We start from the raw sequence: 14,153 nt of genomic DNA, 5'->3' as shown, positions 1-14,153 counted from the left end.
CGATCGGGTGCGGCCGGATCCCTGCCCGGTCGTCGTGGTGGGAAAGCTATGACGGTTCGAATCCCGATCACAAGACTTCTTTCAATGCGCTCTGAGAGTTTTACCGCGCAGAAACACTGACGAAACGACACCCGTCGCGCGACCGGGCCCGTTGTGCCACGCTCGGAACATGCGCCACACACCGCACTTCCTGATGACCGACGTCGACGAGGTCCGACGCCTCATCACCGGGAACCCGTGGGCGACGATCGTGTCCCACACCGAGGCCGGGCTGGTCGCCTCGCACTACCCGGTGCTGCTCGAGGCCCCCGGCCCCGACGACGACCCGGACGCCCTCGTCCTGGTGTCCCACGTCGGCCGTCCCGACGAGGTCGCGCACGAACTCGGACGGCACGAGGTCCTCGTCGTGTTCCAGGGCCCGCACGGCTACGTCTCCCCCGCCTGGTACCCGCCGGAGCAGTTCGTGCCCACCTGGAACCACGTCACCGCCCACGTCTGGGGCACCCCCGAGATCCTGTCCGACGACGAGAACTTCCGGGTGCTCGGCGAACTCGTCGACCACTTCGAGCGGGTCATGCCGTCGCCCGTGTCGTTGCAGATCGACGAGGAGACCGCCCGCCGGATGGCCAAGGGCACCGTCGGCATCCGGATCCGCGTCACCCGGTTCGACGCCCGCGCCAAGCTGTCGCAGAACAAGGCTCCCGAGGTGATCGACCGCATCGTCGCCGGGCTGCGGGGCGACGGCCCCTACGCGTCGCCGGCGCTCGCCGACGAGGTCGAGCGGGTCCGGCCGGTCCCGTCCCCGATGAGCGGCCTGGAGGGACGGTGACGGACATCCTGCTCCGCACCGTCCGGCGGGTGGGCACCTCCGGGGCCCCTGCCGACGTCCGCGTCGTCGACGGGCTGGTCACCGAGATCGCGCCGACCGGCACGCTCGACCCCACGAGCGTCGACACCGACGTGGTCGAGGCCGCCGGCGCCTGGCTCGGCCCGGGGCTCCGCGACCACCACACGCACTTCGACCAGTGGGCTCTCGTCCGCCGCCGTGTCGACGTCACCGGCTGCGACTCCGCCGAGGCGACCGCCGACCTGCTCGCCGCCGTCGCGCGGGCGGGCGTGGCGGACCGCGTCCTGGTCGGACACGGCTACCGCGACGGGATGTGGCCGCGCCCGGCACGACGCGAGCTGCTCGACCGTGCCGCACCGGGCCTCCCGGTCGTCGTGATCAGCGCGGACCTGCACGCGGTGTGGTGCAACGCCCTCGCGCTCGCGCACTTCTCGGCTGCTGTCGGCCGCCCGCTCGAGGCGGGCGAGGACGGGGTCCTGCGCGAGCAGGACGCGTTCGACGTGACCGGTGCGCTGTCGCAGGTGCCGGACGACCTGCTCGACGCCTACGTGGCGGACGCTGCCGAGGCCGCGGCGGCCCGCGGGGTGACGGGCGTGGTCGACCTCGAGATGCGCTTCGGGCTCGACCGCTGGCGCCGCCGGATCCACGCCGGCACCGACGCGATCCGGGTCGCGTCCGGGGTGTACCCGGCCGAGCTCGACGAGGCCGTCGCCCGGGGGCTGCGCACCGGCGACGTGGTCGACGGCACGCGGGGCCTGCTCACGATGGGGCCGTTCAAGGTGGTCACCGACGGGTCGCTCGGCACCCGGACCGCCGCCATGACCGACGGCTCCGGCGTGCTCGCCTGGCCGTTCGAGGAGCTCGTCGCGATCACCCGCCGTGCCGTCGACGCCGGACTCGTCCCCGCGATCCACGCGATCGGCGACCGTGCGAACACCCTGGCGCTCGACGTCTTCGAGACCGTCGGGGCCCGCGGCACGATCGAGCACGCGCAGTTGCTCGTCGACACCGACGTCGACCGGTTCGCCCGGCTCGGGGTCGCCGCGTCCGTGCAGCCCGAACACGCCATGGACGACCGGGACATCGCCGACCGGCACTGGGCCGGGCACACCGACCGGGCCTTCGCCTTCGCGTCGCTCGCTCGGGCCGGAGCGCGCCTGCTGCTCGGGTCGGACGCTCCGGTGGCGCCGCTCGACCCGTGGGTGTCGATGGCGGCGGCCGTCGGGCGGGACCGCGATGGGCGGGACCCGTGGCACCCGGCCGAACGGCTCTCGGCGCTCGTCGCCTGGCAGGGGTCGACCGACGGGCGGGTCGGGGTGTCCGTCGGCGACGTGGCGGACCTGGTGCTCGTCGAGTCCGATCCGCTGGCGGCGCCGTCCGCCGCACTGCGCGGCATGCGGGTGCTCGGGACGGCCGTGGCCGGGCGGTTCACGTACCGGGAGCTGTGACCAAGAGGGCGGGCGGCTGCGTCTGTGCCCCGTGGGCTACTTCTGGTCCTTCGGGCACCAGTAGAGCTTCCGGCCGGCCATGTCGGCCATCCGGATCTCGGTGCCGCACACCCGGCACGGCTCGCCCTGCCGGTGGTAGACCCAGTGACGGTCCTTGCGGGAGCGCAGGGCCTTCTTGTGGTCGGCCTCGGACAGGTCGTCCATCGTCATCATCAGGCCGTCGCGGACGCCGTCGTGGAGCAGCTTCGACCAGTCGGCCCAGAGCGCCTTGGCCTGCTTGACGGTGATCTTCTTGCCCGGCTTGTACGGGTCGATGCGCTGCCGGAACAGCAGCTCGGCGCGGTAGATGTTGCCGATGCCGGCCACGACGGACTGGTCCATGAGCAGCTGCCCGATCGCGACGTTCCGACGGCGGACGTTGTCGACGAAGGTCTTCTCGGCCTTGGGCCCGTCGTCGTTCATCGGGTCGGGGCCGAGCTTGTCGAGCGCGCGCTGCACCTCGGCCGGGGTCTCCACGACGCACGCGGTCGGGCCGCGCAGGTCGGCGACGGTGTCCTCGGTGAGGATCCGCACCCGGACCTGGCCCACCGGGTCCGGCGGGAAGGACTCGATCGGGTCCTCCGCCTTCTCCTGCTCGGCCATCCGGTAGCGGGCGAGCCGCGGTGCGCCGATCGAGCTGAGCGACTCTTCGCGGTCGTCGTCGTCGGACAGCGCCTCGGCGGTGGAGATCACGCCCGCGAAGTCCCACGCCCCGTACAGCCCGAGGTGGACGCGGAGGAACAGGTCGCCCTCGAACTCCAGGAACATCTGCTTCGCCACCGCACGCGCGGCGATCATGCGCTTGCCGTCGAGCTGCGCGGCCCCGGCGGCGAAGCGACCCTGGGGGCTCGACACCTCGCAGCGCTTGCCGACGAAGTGCCGGGTGAACTGGTTGGCGATGCGGTGGACGGAGTGACCCTCGGGCATGACTACCGTTCTACCCGGTACCCCTGACGGGCCGGACTACGCGTCGATCTGGCGGCCGGCGATCAGCCCGGTGGTCTCGTACTCGGCGAGCTGGGCGATGCGGCGGGCGTGGCGCTCCTCGCCGGAGAACGGCTCGGCGATGAACAGGTCGACGAACCGGATCGCCTCGTCCTCGGTGTGCTGGCGTGCGCCGATGGAGATGACGTTGGCGTCGTTGTGCTGACGGGCGAGCAGCGCGGTCGACTCGTTCCACACGAGCGCGGCACGGATGCCCTCGACCTTGTTGGCGGCGATCTGCTCACCGTTGCCGGAACCACCGAAGACGACACCGAGCGCCTGGACGCCGGCGCGCTGGTCCTGCACCACGGCGTGCGCGGCGTTGATGCAGAACGAGGGGTAGTCGTCGAGCGCGTCGTACTCGGTCGGACCGTGGTCCACCACCTCGTGCCCGGCTTCGGTCAGGTGGGTTGCGAGGGTCTTGTTGAACTCGAGGCCGGCGTGGTCCGTTCCGAGGTGGATGCGCATGGAACCGATCATATTCCTGCGGCTCCGGGGCCCGGACCACCACGGACTACGGCGCACGGACCACCACGACGAGGTACCGGGTGGGGTCCTCACCCGAGTTGCGGTAGACGACGTCGGCGGGGTCGCCGAGCTCGATCCGGTCCCCCGCCGCCAGGCGCGTCGGCTCGCCGCCGACGACGACCTCGAGCACGCCGTCGACCACCCAGATGCAGTGCCGCAGGAACGCGTAGGCGGACGCCGGGTAGGCCACCTCGCGGCCGGCCGGGAGGCGCACCTCGGTGACGTCAGCGGGGAACGCCGCGCTCGAGACCGGACGACGGCGGTACCCGGTGTCGGGATCGGTCCAGGAATCGGCGGTCGCGCCTCGTTGCACCCCGCGCGCCTCGTCGGGGTCCGTCACCCTGGGCACCTCGTGCTCCAGGGCATCGTCGAGGAGCTGCGAGATCGTCAGGCCGAAGGCACCGGACAGACGACCGAGGATCGTCGCGGTGGGGCTGGAGACCCCGCGCTCGACGCGGTTGATCATCGCGCGGGAGACGCCGGACTCCTCGGCGAGCTCGGTGAGGCTCCACTTCCGCTCGGTGCGGAGCCGCTGGAGGCGTTCACCGAGCGCCCGCTGCTCGGCGACCGAGGTGTCGTCGGCGCCGGTTGCGGGATCGGGGTGCTCGTCGTCTACGATGTGAGACATGACGACAGCATATGCGACGAACGGGGTCGTGATCCGCGACTGCACCCCGGCCGACCTCGACGTCGTGCACGCCCTGCACGTCGATGCCGTCCTGCACTCCACCGCCATCTGGCAGGAGACCCCACACCCGCGTGCGTACTTCGACGGGTGGCTCGCCGAACGGCAGGGCGGCGGGTACCCGGTGGTCGTCGCCGAGGTCGACGGGGTCGTGGCCGGCTACGCCACGTACTCGCAGTGGCGGCCGCACCAGGGGTACCGGCTGACCGTCGAGCACAGCGTCTACGTGGTCGAGGCGTTCCGCGGCCGGGGCATCGCGACGACCCTGATGGCCGAGTTGGTCGCGCGCGCCACCGCCGAGGGGCGGCACGTCATGATGGCCGGGATCTGCAGCACCAACACCGGGTCGATCGCCCTGCACGAACGCCTGCGGTTCACCACGGTCGCGGTCGTCCCCGAGGTCGGACGCAAGTTCGACCGCTGGCTCGACCTGACGATGATGCGGCTGCCGCTCGTCTGACCGTCGCCGGTCAGTCCGTGCCCGGCATCGGGACGTCCAGGGGCGGTGGCGACGGTCGGAACGGCGGCGCGGTGTCACCGTGCGCGACCGGACGGTGGTCAGCGAACCAGGAGTACGCGACCGCCTCGTCGGCCTCGGCCGGACTCTCGTCGAGGCAGTCGTTGCACCGTGTGTGCCACCCGTCCACGTCGTGCCAACGGTGTGGATGGCCCTTCGCGACCCAGTCCGGCGACCACTTCACGTCGAAGGCGTACACGATCTCAGCGGCGATCCCCCACGCGAGGTTCTTGAGTGCATCGTCGCCGATGTCCTTGTCCCACGAGAGCCAGCCGTTGCGGAGTTCCTCGAAGACGTTGTCCGCGAGCAGCTCGTGGTTCTTGTCGCCCCACTCGTCGCTCGAGGACCGCACGACGACCGCGGGCACGCTCGGGGTCGTCGCCGGCCCGGCATCGCTCGCCCGGTCGTCCCTGGCCTGGTCGGCGCTGTGGGTCCGCGCGTACCGCTCGCCGTCCGTCGTGTTCATCAGCCAGACCGAGTTCGCGAGGTCACCGTCGGACTCGCCGGCCTGGGGTGCGCTGACGTAGCGTTCCCGGACGGTCGCAATCCGGTCAGCGGCGCTCCGCTCGGGTTCGACGAACGCGAGCTCCGAAGCGACGCGGACGAACATCCCGCTCGTCAGGAGCCCCCGACGGAGGCCGATCTCGACGGACCGCAGCGCCATCGCCCGGGCTCGGATGGCGTCGGGTTCGTGATCGGTCCGCACCATGCGGTGCAGCGCGCGGAGGTCGGTCGCACAACCGTTCCGGTTGAACTCCGTCAGCTCGAGGAGCAGCTGTTCCTCGGGCGTCCGGGGTGCCGGCTCGGCGCTCGGTGTCAGGCCATCGTCGTGCCGGACACTGCGTCGCTGGACCCGGGGGTCCTCGGCGTCAGCGGGCGGGATGACGTCGATGTAGGCCTCGTGCCCGGGGAGGGGTTCACGCATCGCGGCGACGGAGCCGTCCGGCATGGAGCGGACTTCCTCTGCGGGGAAGGGGACGTACTCGAGGCCGGCGTCAGACAACGATCTCGTCTCCGTGTTCTTCGATGACGTTGCCGTCCTCATCCCAGATGCCGTCATCCCGTGCGAAGGGGTCCAGACCGGCGGCGATCCGTCGGGCACGCTCGGCTTCGAACAGGGCATCTCCCTTCGGCGTGTCCATGATGTAGCAATCCCAGAACGGGACCTCGACGTCGCCCGGCTCGAGCGTGTAGACAGCAGCTACTCGTTCGACGATCTCGTCAGGCGTGCCCTGCCACTCGTCCCAGCCGGCACGTCCGGGCCCGTCCGGCTCGTACGTGCCGACGGACACGAGTCCCTCGGCGAGGAGACGTCGAAGGTTGTCGAGTACCCATTCGCGCGTCTCCTCGCGGGGACGATGTCGTTCGATCTCGAACGTCGATGCCCAGCCCCAGAGGTTCTCGCCCGTTCCGTTGTAGGTCGTCGCAAGGACGTAGTAGGTCAGTTCGTTCATTCGAATCCCTCTGGTTTTGCGTCATCGGGCAGATCGTGGGCGTCGGCTCCCTTGGGCATGTGTAGCTTGACCGGCTTCGCACCGTTGCTCTGCACTTCGACGACCGGACCACCGGATTTGCTGTCTCGTCGGTACTGGACGCGAGTTCCGTCCGGAAGCACCACTGCGATGCGTTCAGGAGTGGAATCCGCAGCGACCTTTCCCCCACGGCTGAGATCCCGCCAGGCCTGCACGACCTCTTCAGGTGTGTCGACCTCTCGATGAGGAGGGCTGTCACCGAGCCGCCCGCGGGTCCGGATCTCCTTTTCCGCCTGCGCTCCGGTCATCGGCCCGACCACGTCCGTCATGATCCCGGCGCCACCCGCGACCTCGCGGGGCTTACCCGTGAGCGGATCGTGCGTCCAGGCCCACGCGTCCCGGTCGGCCTGCGCCATACGCTGCCGCATGGCATCGGCCGGGGTCTGCCGCTTCGTGTCCCCACTGAGGCCGAACAGGATGCCCAGCAGCCCGAGCGCCGACAGTCCGCCGACGGCGCTGCCGGTACCGGCAGCGGCCCCACCAGCAGCGCCGAGCCACGGCCACGGGAACTGGAAGGGCGTGGACGGGAAGCCCGGAAGCGGCATCGGCGCCACGAGGCTCGCGGTGCGCACGTCGGTCTCATCCCCGGCGAGGCCGGCGGTCGAGTCACCGCCGGTGATGGCCCGGATCTGCGAAGCGAGTCGCCGCTGCCAGTCTCGCCACTGTTCGTTCCAGTCCGAGACCGCTGCCCGGAGCGTCGCGTCCTCGGCAGCGAGGCCGGGGATCTTGTCCCACGACGTGCTCGAGTCCGGCGGCTCGGGCAACGCGGCGTCGTGACGTTCGACCGCGGCGTGGAGCCCGCCGGCGAACGACGCGATCCGCTCGACCAGTGCGGCCCGTCGCATCTGGAGCTCGGCGAAGTCGAAGGACGCCCGATCGACGACTTCGTGCAGGCGCTCGGCGCTCTCAGCGAGCTCGGTCGCGACGGCGGTCGACCGGTGGGTCATGGCGGGCATCGCTGCGCTGACGCCGGCCATCTCGAACACCGCCGGCATGGTGGACCAGGAGTGCTCTCCGTCCGATGCGGCGCTCCGCACATCGCCGGAGGCATGTCGGAGGTCATCGGCGGCGGCCAGTACGGCACCCATGTCGAAACGTATCTCGTCGAGCGACGCCGCCGAGACCACGCCGCTCATCCCTGCACCGCGTGATCGGCGGTGCTCGCCATCTGACCGTCCGCTTCGTCGACGGCGGCGAGCGCGATCGTCCCGACCGCGCTGACCGCCTGGAGGTGCTTGCCGATCCTCGACGCTGTCTCGGTGCGCCCCGACGCGAACGACCGCAGCGCCGCTGCGATCTCCGGCGATCCGCTCGCCGCTTCGGCGAGCGCGTCGAGCGCTCGCGTGACCTCGTCCGCACGTCGGCTCACGCCGGATGCCGCCGTGCGCACGTTCGCCACGGTCCTCGCGGACGCCGCGCGGTCGACGCGGTACGACTCCCCCATGTGGATCCCCATCCCCTGATACTTCACCGGCCGGAAGCGACCGTAGCAGGGACTGGAGGCGCGGTGCCAGCCCGCGCCGCGCCTCCAGTCCGTCAGTCCGTGGTGTCGAAGATCGGACCGACGGTGCGGGACCGCTTCAGCTCGAAGAAGGCGGGGACCTTCGCGACGGCGACGACGCCGTCCCACAGGTCGAGCGCCTCCTGGCCCTTGGGCACCGGGGAGATGACCGGTCCGAAGAACGCGGTGCCCTCGACGGCGATGACCGGCGTGCCGACGTCCTGCCCGACGCGGTCGATGCCGTCCTGGTGGCTGGCGCGCACGGCGGCGTCGACCTCGTCCGTCCAGGCGTACTCGAGCAGGTCGGCGTCCAGGCCGAGCTCGGCGAGCACGGCGGGGACGACCTGCTCCGGGTCGGACTCCTGGCGGTGGTGGATGTGCTCGCCGAGGGCGTCGTACAGCGGCTTCACGACGTCCTGGCCGAGCCGGAGCTTCGCCGCCGTGACGATGCGCGGGTAGACCTGGCCGGCGTGCAGGCGCTCCTTGTAGCTGTCCGGCACGTCCTGGTCCTCGTTGAGGACGAACAGGCTCATCACCTTCCACGTCACGTCGAGGTCGCGGTGCTCGGCGACCTCACCCACCCAGCGGCTCGTCATCCAGGCCCACGGGCAGTTCGGGTCGAACCAGAACTCCACGGCGGTGCGCTCGGTGGTGGGGTCGGTCGGGTTGTCCACAGTCGTCTCGGTCACGATCCGAGCGTACGCGGCGTCGCTAGGCTGGAACCCATCGTCCCGCCGGCGCACGACGCCGTCCGGGGCCCCGTACGCGGACACCGATCGTCCGCGTCCCCAGCGAAGATGGAGCGTTGCGTGCCCGGAGAGAACCTCACCCGAATCGAAGCCCAGGAGCGCGCGGCCGTCGTCGCCGTGCAGACGTACGACGTCGAGCTCGACCTGACCCGCGGCGCCGACAGCTTCGGCAGCACCACGCGGGTCCGCTTCACCGCCACCGCCGGCGCATCGACCTTCATCGACGCCATCACGAAGACCGTGCACTCGATCACGCTGAACGGCACGGCGCTCGACGTCGCCGCGGTGAACGACGGCGTGCGCATCCGGCTCGACGACCTGCAGGAGCAGAACGAGCTCGTGGTCGTCAGCGACGCGCTGTACACGAACACCGGTGAAGGCCTGCACCGCTTCGTCGACCCGGTGGACGACGAGGTGTACCTGTACTCCCAGTTCGAGGTCCCCGACTCGCGCCGCATGTTCGCGGTGTTCGAGCAGCCCGACCTGAAGGCCGAGTTCTCCTTCACCGTGACGGCGCCGTCGCGGTGGCAGGTCGTATCGAACTCCCCCACGCCGGAGCCGCACGTCGACGGCGACGTCGCGACCTGGGCCTTCCCGCCCACCGCGCGCATCTCGAGCTACATCACCGCGCTCGTCGCCGGCCCGTACGAGGTCGTGCGCGACGAGCTGACCAGCCGCGACGGCCGGACGATCCCGCTCGGTGTGTTCGCGCGCAAGTCGCTCGCCTCGTACCTCGACCCCGAGTACGTGTTCGACATCACGAAGAAGGGCTTCGCGTACTTCGAGGAGAAGTTCGACGTCGCCTACCCCTTCGACAAGTACGACCAGCTGTTCGTGCCGGAGTTCAACGCCGGTGCGATGGAGAACGCCGGCGCGGTCACCTTCACCGAGACCTACGTGTTCCGGTCGAAGGTCACCGACGCGATCAAGGAGCGCCGGGTCGTCACGATCCTGCACGAGCTCGCCCACATGTGGTTCGGCGACCTGGTCACCATGAAGTGGTGGAACGACCTGTGGCTCAACGAGTCCTTCGCCGAGTGGGCCTCCACGATCGCCACGGCTGAAGCCACCGAGTGGACCGAGGCCTGGACCACGTTCCAGGCGATGGAGAAGTCCTGGGCCTACCGCCAGGACCAGCTCCCCTCGACGCACCCGATCGTCGCGACGATCAACGACCTCGAAGACGTCCAGGTCAACTTCGACGGCATCACCTACGCGAAGGGCGGCTCGGTCCTCAAGCAGCTCGTCGCCTGGGTCGGCATCGACGCGTTCTTCGCGGGTGTCTCCGCCTACTTCAAGAAGCACCACCACTCGAACACCGAGCTCCGCGACCTGCTCGTCGAGCTCGAGGCGACGAGTGGCCGTGAGCTGACCGAGTGGTCGAAGCTCTGGCTCGAGACCGCGGGCGTCAACACCCTGCGTCCCGAGATCGAGACCGACGAGTCCGGTGTCATCACGTCGTTCACCGTCCTGCAGGAAGCCCCCGCCGACTACCCGACGCTGCGCCCGCACCGTCTGGCGATCGGCGTGTACGCCTTCCGGAACGACGAGTCCGCGCCGTTCGGTGCCGACACGGCCTCGGCCGGCGGCAAGCTCGAGCGGGTCCACCGCGTCGAGATCGACGTCGACGGGGCCCGCACCGAGGTGCCCGAGCTCGTCGGCGTCCAGCGCGGCGACCTCGTGCTGCTGAACGACGACGACCTGGCCTACGCCAAGATCCGTCTCGACGAGCACTCCCGGCGCACCGCGATCGAGCACCTCGCATCGATCGCGAACCCGCTCGCCCGCTCGATCGTCTGGGGTTCCGTGTGGGACGCCACGCGCGACGCCGAATCCCCGGCCAGCGACTACGTCCGCCTCGTGCTGGGCAACATCGCGACCGAGACCGAGTCGACGACCATCCGCACGACGCTCTCGCAGCTGCTGCTCACCGCACGCAACTACGTGGCACCGGGTTCGGTCGAGGCCACGGTCCGCACCGTCGGCGACACGCTCTGGCAGCTCGCGTCCTCGGCCGAGGCCGGCTCGGACGCGCAGTTCCAGTTCGTGAAGTTCTTCGCGCAGATCCCGTCCACGCCCGAGCACGTCGCGACCCTGCAGGGTCTCCGCGACGGATCGGTCACGCTCCAGGGCCTCGAGATCGACACGGACCTGCGCTGGGAGCTGCTCGAGGGCCTCGTGCTCGCGGGTGCTGCGGACAACGCCGAGATCGACGCCGAGCTCGCCGCGGACAAGACCGCGTCGGGCGAGCAGGCCGCGGCCCGCGCCCGGGCCACGATCCCCACGGCCGAGGGCAAGCTGGCGGCGTTCTCGTCGCTGGTCGACTCGTCCGAGCTGCCGAACGCCATCGTGCGCCAGACGACGGTCGGGTTCCAGCACGTGAACAGCCCGGTGCTGCTCGAGGGCCTCGTACCGAAGTACTTCGAGGTGCTCACGCGCATCTGGGCCGAGCGCAGCTACCACATGGCGGACACCATCGTCTCGGGCCTCTACCCGGCGCCGCTCGCCTCGGCCGAGCTCCGTGACGCCGCCGCCGCGTGGCTCGAGGAGCACCCGGAGACGCCGGCGCTGCGCCGCATCGTCTCCGAGAGCCTCGCGGGCACCGAACGCGCGCTCCGGGTCCAGGCCGCCGACGCCTGACCCCTGCTCTGATCCGGCGGGGTCTTGGTGTTCCTCCAGGGACGCCGAGGCCCCGCCGCTTAGCATCGACCGGATATGAACCTGGCTGCAGCAGACACCACCGACGTCCCGAAGTGGGCGTCCAACACCTTCACCCAGTTCGTCGACGCGTGGCACATCCCGATCACGATCGTCATCACGATCCTCGCGGCGATCCTCGTGCGCGTGTTCCTGCGGCGCATGATCAAGCAGGTCGTCGACCGGGTCGTGAACGGTGTCAAAAAGCGCCAGGGCGCTGAGGACACCCAGGCGCTCATCGCCTCACCCGTGCAGACCGCCCGGGTCGTGCAGCGGACCCGGACGCTGGGCAGTGTGCTCGAGAACCTGGCGACGGTCATCGTCGTCGTCATCGCGCTGGCGATCATCATCCCGGTCGCGATCCCGAATGCCGCAGTCGGCATCGTCGGCGGGGCATCGCTCGTCGCAGCGGGTCTCGCCGTCGGCGCCCAGTCGATCGTCAAGGACCTGCTGTCCGGCGTCTTCATGATCCTCGAGGACCAGGCCGGCGTCGGTGACGTCGTCGACACCGGTCAGGCCACGGGCGTCGTCGAGAACGTCGGGCTGCGCGTCATGCAGATCCGCGACGTGAACGGGATCCTGTGGTTCGTGCCGAACGGCCAGATCCTGCGCGTCGGCAACCTGTCGCAGGGCTGGTCGCGCGTGCTCGTCGACATCACCGTGCCCTACGACACCGACATCGACGCCGTGCAGGACGCCCTGCTCAAGGCCGCCGTCACGATGTCGCAGGAGTCCCGCTGGCGACAGCGGATCGTCGAGAAGCCCGAGATCTGGGGGCTGCAGTCGATCACCGACGCCGGCATGGTCTTCCGCCTGGTCGTGAAGACCCGCGCGTCCGAGCTCGACGTCGTCGGCCGGGAGCTCCGCACCCGCCTGAAGCACGCCGTCGACGAACTCGGCATCACCCTGCCCGCGATGGCGATGATCATGCCCGAGGGCTGGGAGAACGCCACCTCGATCAACGGCCTGCGCACCGTCCGGACCCAGCCGACCCCGGCGCCCACGAAGCCCCGGCGGACCAAGCGCAACATCCTCGGGCAGCCGATCCGCACGGACGACCCCGACAGCGGGAAGGACCCCCGATGACCGACCCCACACCCCCGAGCGGCACGGGCGGGCCCGGAGCGCGCGGCTCGCTCGGCATGCCCGGCTCCCCCGGCATGACAGGCTCGGTCGGTGTCCCGGCGCAGCCGATCACCCTGCGCGTCGGCGAGCACGGCGCTTCGGCCACGGGTTCGCTGTACGAGCGGATCGGCGGTGCCCCCACCTTCGACCGGCTCGTCCGGCGCTTCTACGAGGGCGTGCAGCAGGACGAGGTCATCTGGCCGATGTACCCGGCCGACGACCTCGAGGGTGCGATCTGGCGCCTCTCCGCCTTCCTGCAGCAGTACTGGGGCGGCCCGGGCACCTACAGCGAACAGCGCGGGCACCCCCGCCTGCGGATGCGGCACAACCCGTTCCGGATCACCTCCGAGGCCCGGGAACGCTGGCTCCACCACATGCACGACGCGGTCGAGTCGCTCGAGCTCGCACCCCTCGACGAAGCCGAGCTCTGGGGCTACCTCGACCGCGCCGCCCACGCGATGACGAACACCTTCGACTGACGCGCGCCGGCGCGACGCCGGCGCGGTGGACACCGCCCGTGGCGGACGGGAGGCCCGTGGCGGCGCCGCCACGGGCCTCCCGTCCGCCGGTCCCCGCGTTCTCGTGCCCGCGGGACGCCGGCGTCTTCGGACAGCGCGTCTCAGCGCACGTACGAGCCGGAGGTGAGGTCCTCGACCAGGGACGGCCGCGACGGACGCCAGCCGAAGGCCGACCGGGCGTGTGCGCCGGACGCCTCCTGGTGCAGCAGCAGGGCGTCGGCGTAGTCCCGTCCGAGCCGATCCCGGCTCGCGTCGGCGCTCTCGGCGACGACCGGTGCACCGTGGGCCCCGGCCTCGGCGACCTGACGGACGGTCGGGTTGTCCCCGGTCGCGGCGACGATGTACCCGTCGGGCTCGCCGCGGTGCAGCGCGAGGACGTAGAGCTCGCCGAGGTCGTCGACGTGCACCGTCGTCCACCGCTGGGAGCCGTCGCCCACCAGCCGCACCGGCTGCTCGCCGTCGCTGACGAACATCGCCGGGATGCCGGTGCCGCGCCCGTACACGATGCCGGGGGCGACGATGGTGCTCCGCACGTCGCTCGCCCGCAGCAGGGCCTCGTTCGGTCCGCGCCAGGCGGTCAACGCCGGCGGGTCGAGCGGCGACTGCTCGGAGATGTCCGTCGAGTCGCCGAAGGTGAAGATCCCACCGGTGTGCACGAACGGCTTCGGTGTGCCGGCCAGGGCACCGATCGCGGTGCCGATGAAGTCCGGGTCGACGCCGGGCGCCGATGCCGTGTGGACCACACCGTCGCTCTCGTGCAGCAGCCGTTCGACGACGTCGGTGTCGGTGACGTCGCCGACCAGTGCCCGACCACCGGCGTCACGGACGTGCTGGGCCTTCTCGTCGGACCGGACGAGCGCGGTCACCTCGTCGCCGTGGGCCACGAGGGAGCGGAGGACGGAGGAGCCGATGTAGCCGGACGCGCCGGTGAGGAAGACGTGCATGCGGCCAGCCAACCACGGCGGCCGGGCGGCGTCGCCGAC

At 70.8% G+C, this 14,153-nt stretch carries 15 protein-coding genes; 6 read left to right on the top strand and 9 right to left on the bottom strand.

Translation table 11 applies throughout. From position 1 onward, the window contains the following. Nucleotides 1–169: 169 nt before the first annotated feature. Nucleotides 170–829, top strand: a complete 660-nt coding sequence (locus ORG17_RS05010; RefSeq protein WP_214527838.1) for an FMN-binding negative transcriptional regulator — start codon at nt 170–172, stop codon at nt 827–829. After that, nucleotides 826–2,295: an amidohydrolase gene (locus ORG17_RS05005; RefSeq protein WP_214527839.1), complete on the top strand. Its 1,470-nt coding sequence runs from the start codon at nt 826–828 to the stop codon at nt 2,293–2,295. The genes ORG17_RS05010 and ORG17_RS05005 overlap by 4 nt, the downstream gene beginning before the upstream one ends. A 36-nt stretch (nt 2,296–2,331) precedes the next feature. On the opposite strand, the gene ORG17_RS05000 is transcribed toward ORG17_RS05005, so the two are convergent. From ORG17_RS05000 to ORG17_RS04990, 3 genes are read right to left on the bottom strand one after another with little or no spacing between them, the layout of a single operon-like run. Beyond that, nucleotides 2,332–3,261 carry an Fpg/Nei family DNA glycosylase gene (locus tag ORG17_RS05000; protein WP_214527840.1) on the bottom strand — a complete coding sequence of 310 codons (930 nt, stop codon included), beginning with the start codon at nt 3,259–3,261 and terminating at the stop codon, nt 2,332–2,334. A 36-nt stretch (nt 3,262–3,297) separates the two neighbouring features. Beyond that, complete coding sequence (locus ORG17_RS04995) at nt 3,298–3,786, bottom strand: ribose-5-phosphate isomerase (protein ID WP_027464669.1); 489 nt, start codon at nt 3,784–3,786, stop codon at nt 3,298–3,300. 46 nt (nt 3,787–3,832) lie between these two features. Continuing rightward, nucleotides 3,833–4,474 (bottom strand): helix-turn-helix domain-containing protein, encoded by a 642-nt coding sequence (locus ORG17_RS04990; RefSeq protein WP_214527841.1) that lies wholly within the window; start codon nt 4,472–4,474, stop codon nt 3,833–3,835. Between ORG17_RS04990 and ORG17_RS04985 the strand changes: the two genes are divergently transcribed. After that, nucleotides 4,473–4,991 carry a GNAT family N-acetyltransferase gene (locus ORG17_RS04985; RefSeq protein WP_214527842.1) on the top strand — a complete coding sequence of 173 codons (519 nt, stop codon included), beginning with the start codon at nt 4,473–4,475 and terminating at the stop codon, nt 4,989–4,991. The two genes, ORG17_RS04990 and ORG17_RS04985, sit on opposite strands and share 2 nt — an antisense overlap. A gap of 10 nt (nt 4,992–5,001) precedes the next feature. On the opposite strand, the gene ORG17_RS04980 is transcribed toward ORG17_RS04985, so the two are convergent. The 5 genes from ORG17_RS04980 to ORG17_RS04960 all read right to left on the bottom strand — a co-directional run bounded on the left by ORG17_RS04980 (nt 5,002) and on the right by ORG17_RS04960 (nt 8,770). Next, nucleotides 5,002–6,051, bottom strand: a complete 1,050-nt coding sequence (locus tag ORG17_RS04980; RefSeq protein ID WP_214527843.1) for a hypothetical protein — start codon at nt 6,049–6,051, stop codon at nt 5,002–5,004. Then, on the bottom strand, nt 6,044–6,502 hold the full coding sequence (locus ORG17_RS04975) for a hypothetical protein (RefSeq protein ID WP_111057871.1): 459 nt from the start codon (nt 6,500–6,502) through the stop codon (nt 6,044–6,046). Before ORG17_RS04975 ends, ORG17_RS04980 begins: the two co-directional genes overlap by 8 nt. Continuing rightward, nucleotides 6,499–7,716, bottom strand: a complete 1,218-nt coding sequence (locus ORG17_RS04970; protein WP_214527844.1) for a hypothetical protein — start codon at nt 7,714–7,716, stop codon at nt 6,499–6,501. Before ORG17_RS04970 ends, ORG17_RS04975 begins: the two co-directional genes overlap by 4 nt. After that, complete coding sequence (locus ORG17_RS04965; RefSeq protein WP_176708385.1) at nt 7,713–8,036, bottom strand: hypothetical protein; 324 nt, start codon at nt 8,034–8,036, stop codon at nt 7,713–7,715. Before ORG17_RS04965 ends, ORG17_RS04970 begins: the two co-directional genes overlap by 4 nt. Nucleotides 8,037–8,116: 80 nt before the next feature. Then, a complete protein-coding gene (locus ORG17_RS04960) occupies nt 8,117–8,770 on the bottom strand; it encodes a mycothiol-dependent nitroreductase Rv2466c family protein (protein ID WP_301565277.1) in 654 nt (217 codons plus the stop codon). A gap of 120 nt (nt 8,771–8,890) precedes the next feature. Between ORG17_RS04960 and pepN the strand changes: the two genes are divergently transcribed. From pepN to ORG17_RS04945, 3 genes are all read left to right on the top strand, one after another. Then, entirely contained in the window at nt 8,891–11,470 is a 2,580-nt protein-coding gene (pepN, locus tag ORG17_RS04955) for an aminopeptidase N (RefSeq protein ID WP_138802812.1), read from the top strand. Between the two features lie 75 nt (nt 11,471–11,545). Beyond that, on the top strand, nt 11,546–12,613 hold the full coding sequence (locus ORG17_RS04950; protein ID WP_214527845.1) for a mechanosensitive ion channel family protein: 1,068 nt from the start codon (nt 11,546–11,548) through the stop codon (nt 12,611–12,613). A 56-nt stretch (nt 12,614–12,669) separates the two neighbouring features. Beyond that, nucleotides 12,670–13,131 (top strand): globin, encoded by a 462-nt coding sequence (locus ORG17_RS04945; RefSeq protein WP_250892574.1) that lies wholly within the window; start codon nt 12,670–12,672, stop codon nt 13,129–13,131. 140 nt (nt 13,132–13,271) lie between these two features. Here the strand turns inward: ORG17_RS04945 and ORG17_RS04940 are convergent, their stop codons facing one another. Continuing rightward, on the bottom strand, nt 13,272–14,114 hold the full coding sequence (locus tag ORG17_RS04940; RefSeq protein WP_214527846.1) for an NAD-dependent epimerase/dehydratase family protein: 843 nt from the start codon (nt 14,112–14,114) through the stop codon (nt 13,272–13,274). Between the last annotated feature and the right edge of the window lie 39 nt (nt 14,115–14,153).

Origin of the sequence: Curtobacterium flaccumfaciens pv. betae (assembly GCF_026241855.1) — a bacterium.
GTDB classification, from domain to species: Bacteria; Actinomycetota; Actinomycetes; order Actinomycetales; family Microbacteriaceae; genus Curtobacterium; species Curtobacterium flaccumfaciens.
Note: the sequence above shows the minus strand (reverse complement) of the source record. Positions and strands in the feature narration are given on the sequence as shown.

What these genes read in the sequence shown, in the direction of transcription:
- ORG17_RS04965 (WP_176708385.1), bottom strand. Translation starts at nt 8,036, where the DNA reads ATGGGGATCCACATGGGGGAGTCGTACCGCGTCGACCGCGCGGCGTCC.
- ORG17_RS04950 (WP_214527845.1), top strand. Translation starts at nt 11,546, where the DNA reads ATGAACCTGGCTGCAGCAGACACCACCGACGTCCCGAAGTGGGCGTCC.
- ORG17_RS05000 (WP_214527840.1), bottom strand. Translation starts at nt 3,261, where the DNA reads ATGCCCGAGGGTCACTCCGTCCACCGCATCGCCAACCAGTTCACCCGG.
- ORG17_RS05010 (WP_214527838.1), top strand. Translation starts at nt 170, where the DNA reads ATGCGCCACACACCGCACTTCCTGATGACCGACGTCGACGAGGTCCGA.
- ORG17_RS04940 (WP_214527846.1), bottom strand. Translation starts at nt 14,114, where the DNA reads ATGCACGTCTTCCTCACCGGCGCGTCCGGCTACATCGGCTCCTCCGTC.
- ORG17_RS04985 (WP_214527842.1), top strand. Translation starts at nt 4,473, where the DNA reads ATGACGACAGCATATGCGACGAACGGGGTCGTGATCCGCGACTGCACC.
- ORG17_RS04995 (WP_027464669.1), bottom strand. Translation starts at nt 3,786, where the DNA reads ATGCGCATCCACCTCGGAACGGACCACGCCGGCCTCGAGTTCAACAAG.
- ORG17_RS04970 (WP_214527844.1), bottom strand. Translation starts at nt 7,716, where the DNA reads ATGAGCGGCGTGGTCTCGGCGGCGTCGCTCGACGAGATACGTTTCGAC.
- ORG17_RS04990 (WP_214527841.1), bottom strand. Translation starts at nt 4,474, where the DNA reads ATGTCTCACATCGTAGACGACGAGCACCCCGATCCCGCAACCGGCGCC.
- ORG17_RS04975 (WP_111057871.1), bottom strand. Translation starts at nt 6,502, where the DNA reads ATGAACGAACTGACCTACTACGTCCTTGCGACGACCTACAACGGAACG.
- ORG17_RS04945 (WP_250892574.1), top strand. Translation starts at nt 12,670, where the DNA reads ATGCCCGGCTCCCCCGGCATGACAGGCTCGGTCGGTGTCCCGGCGCAG.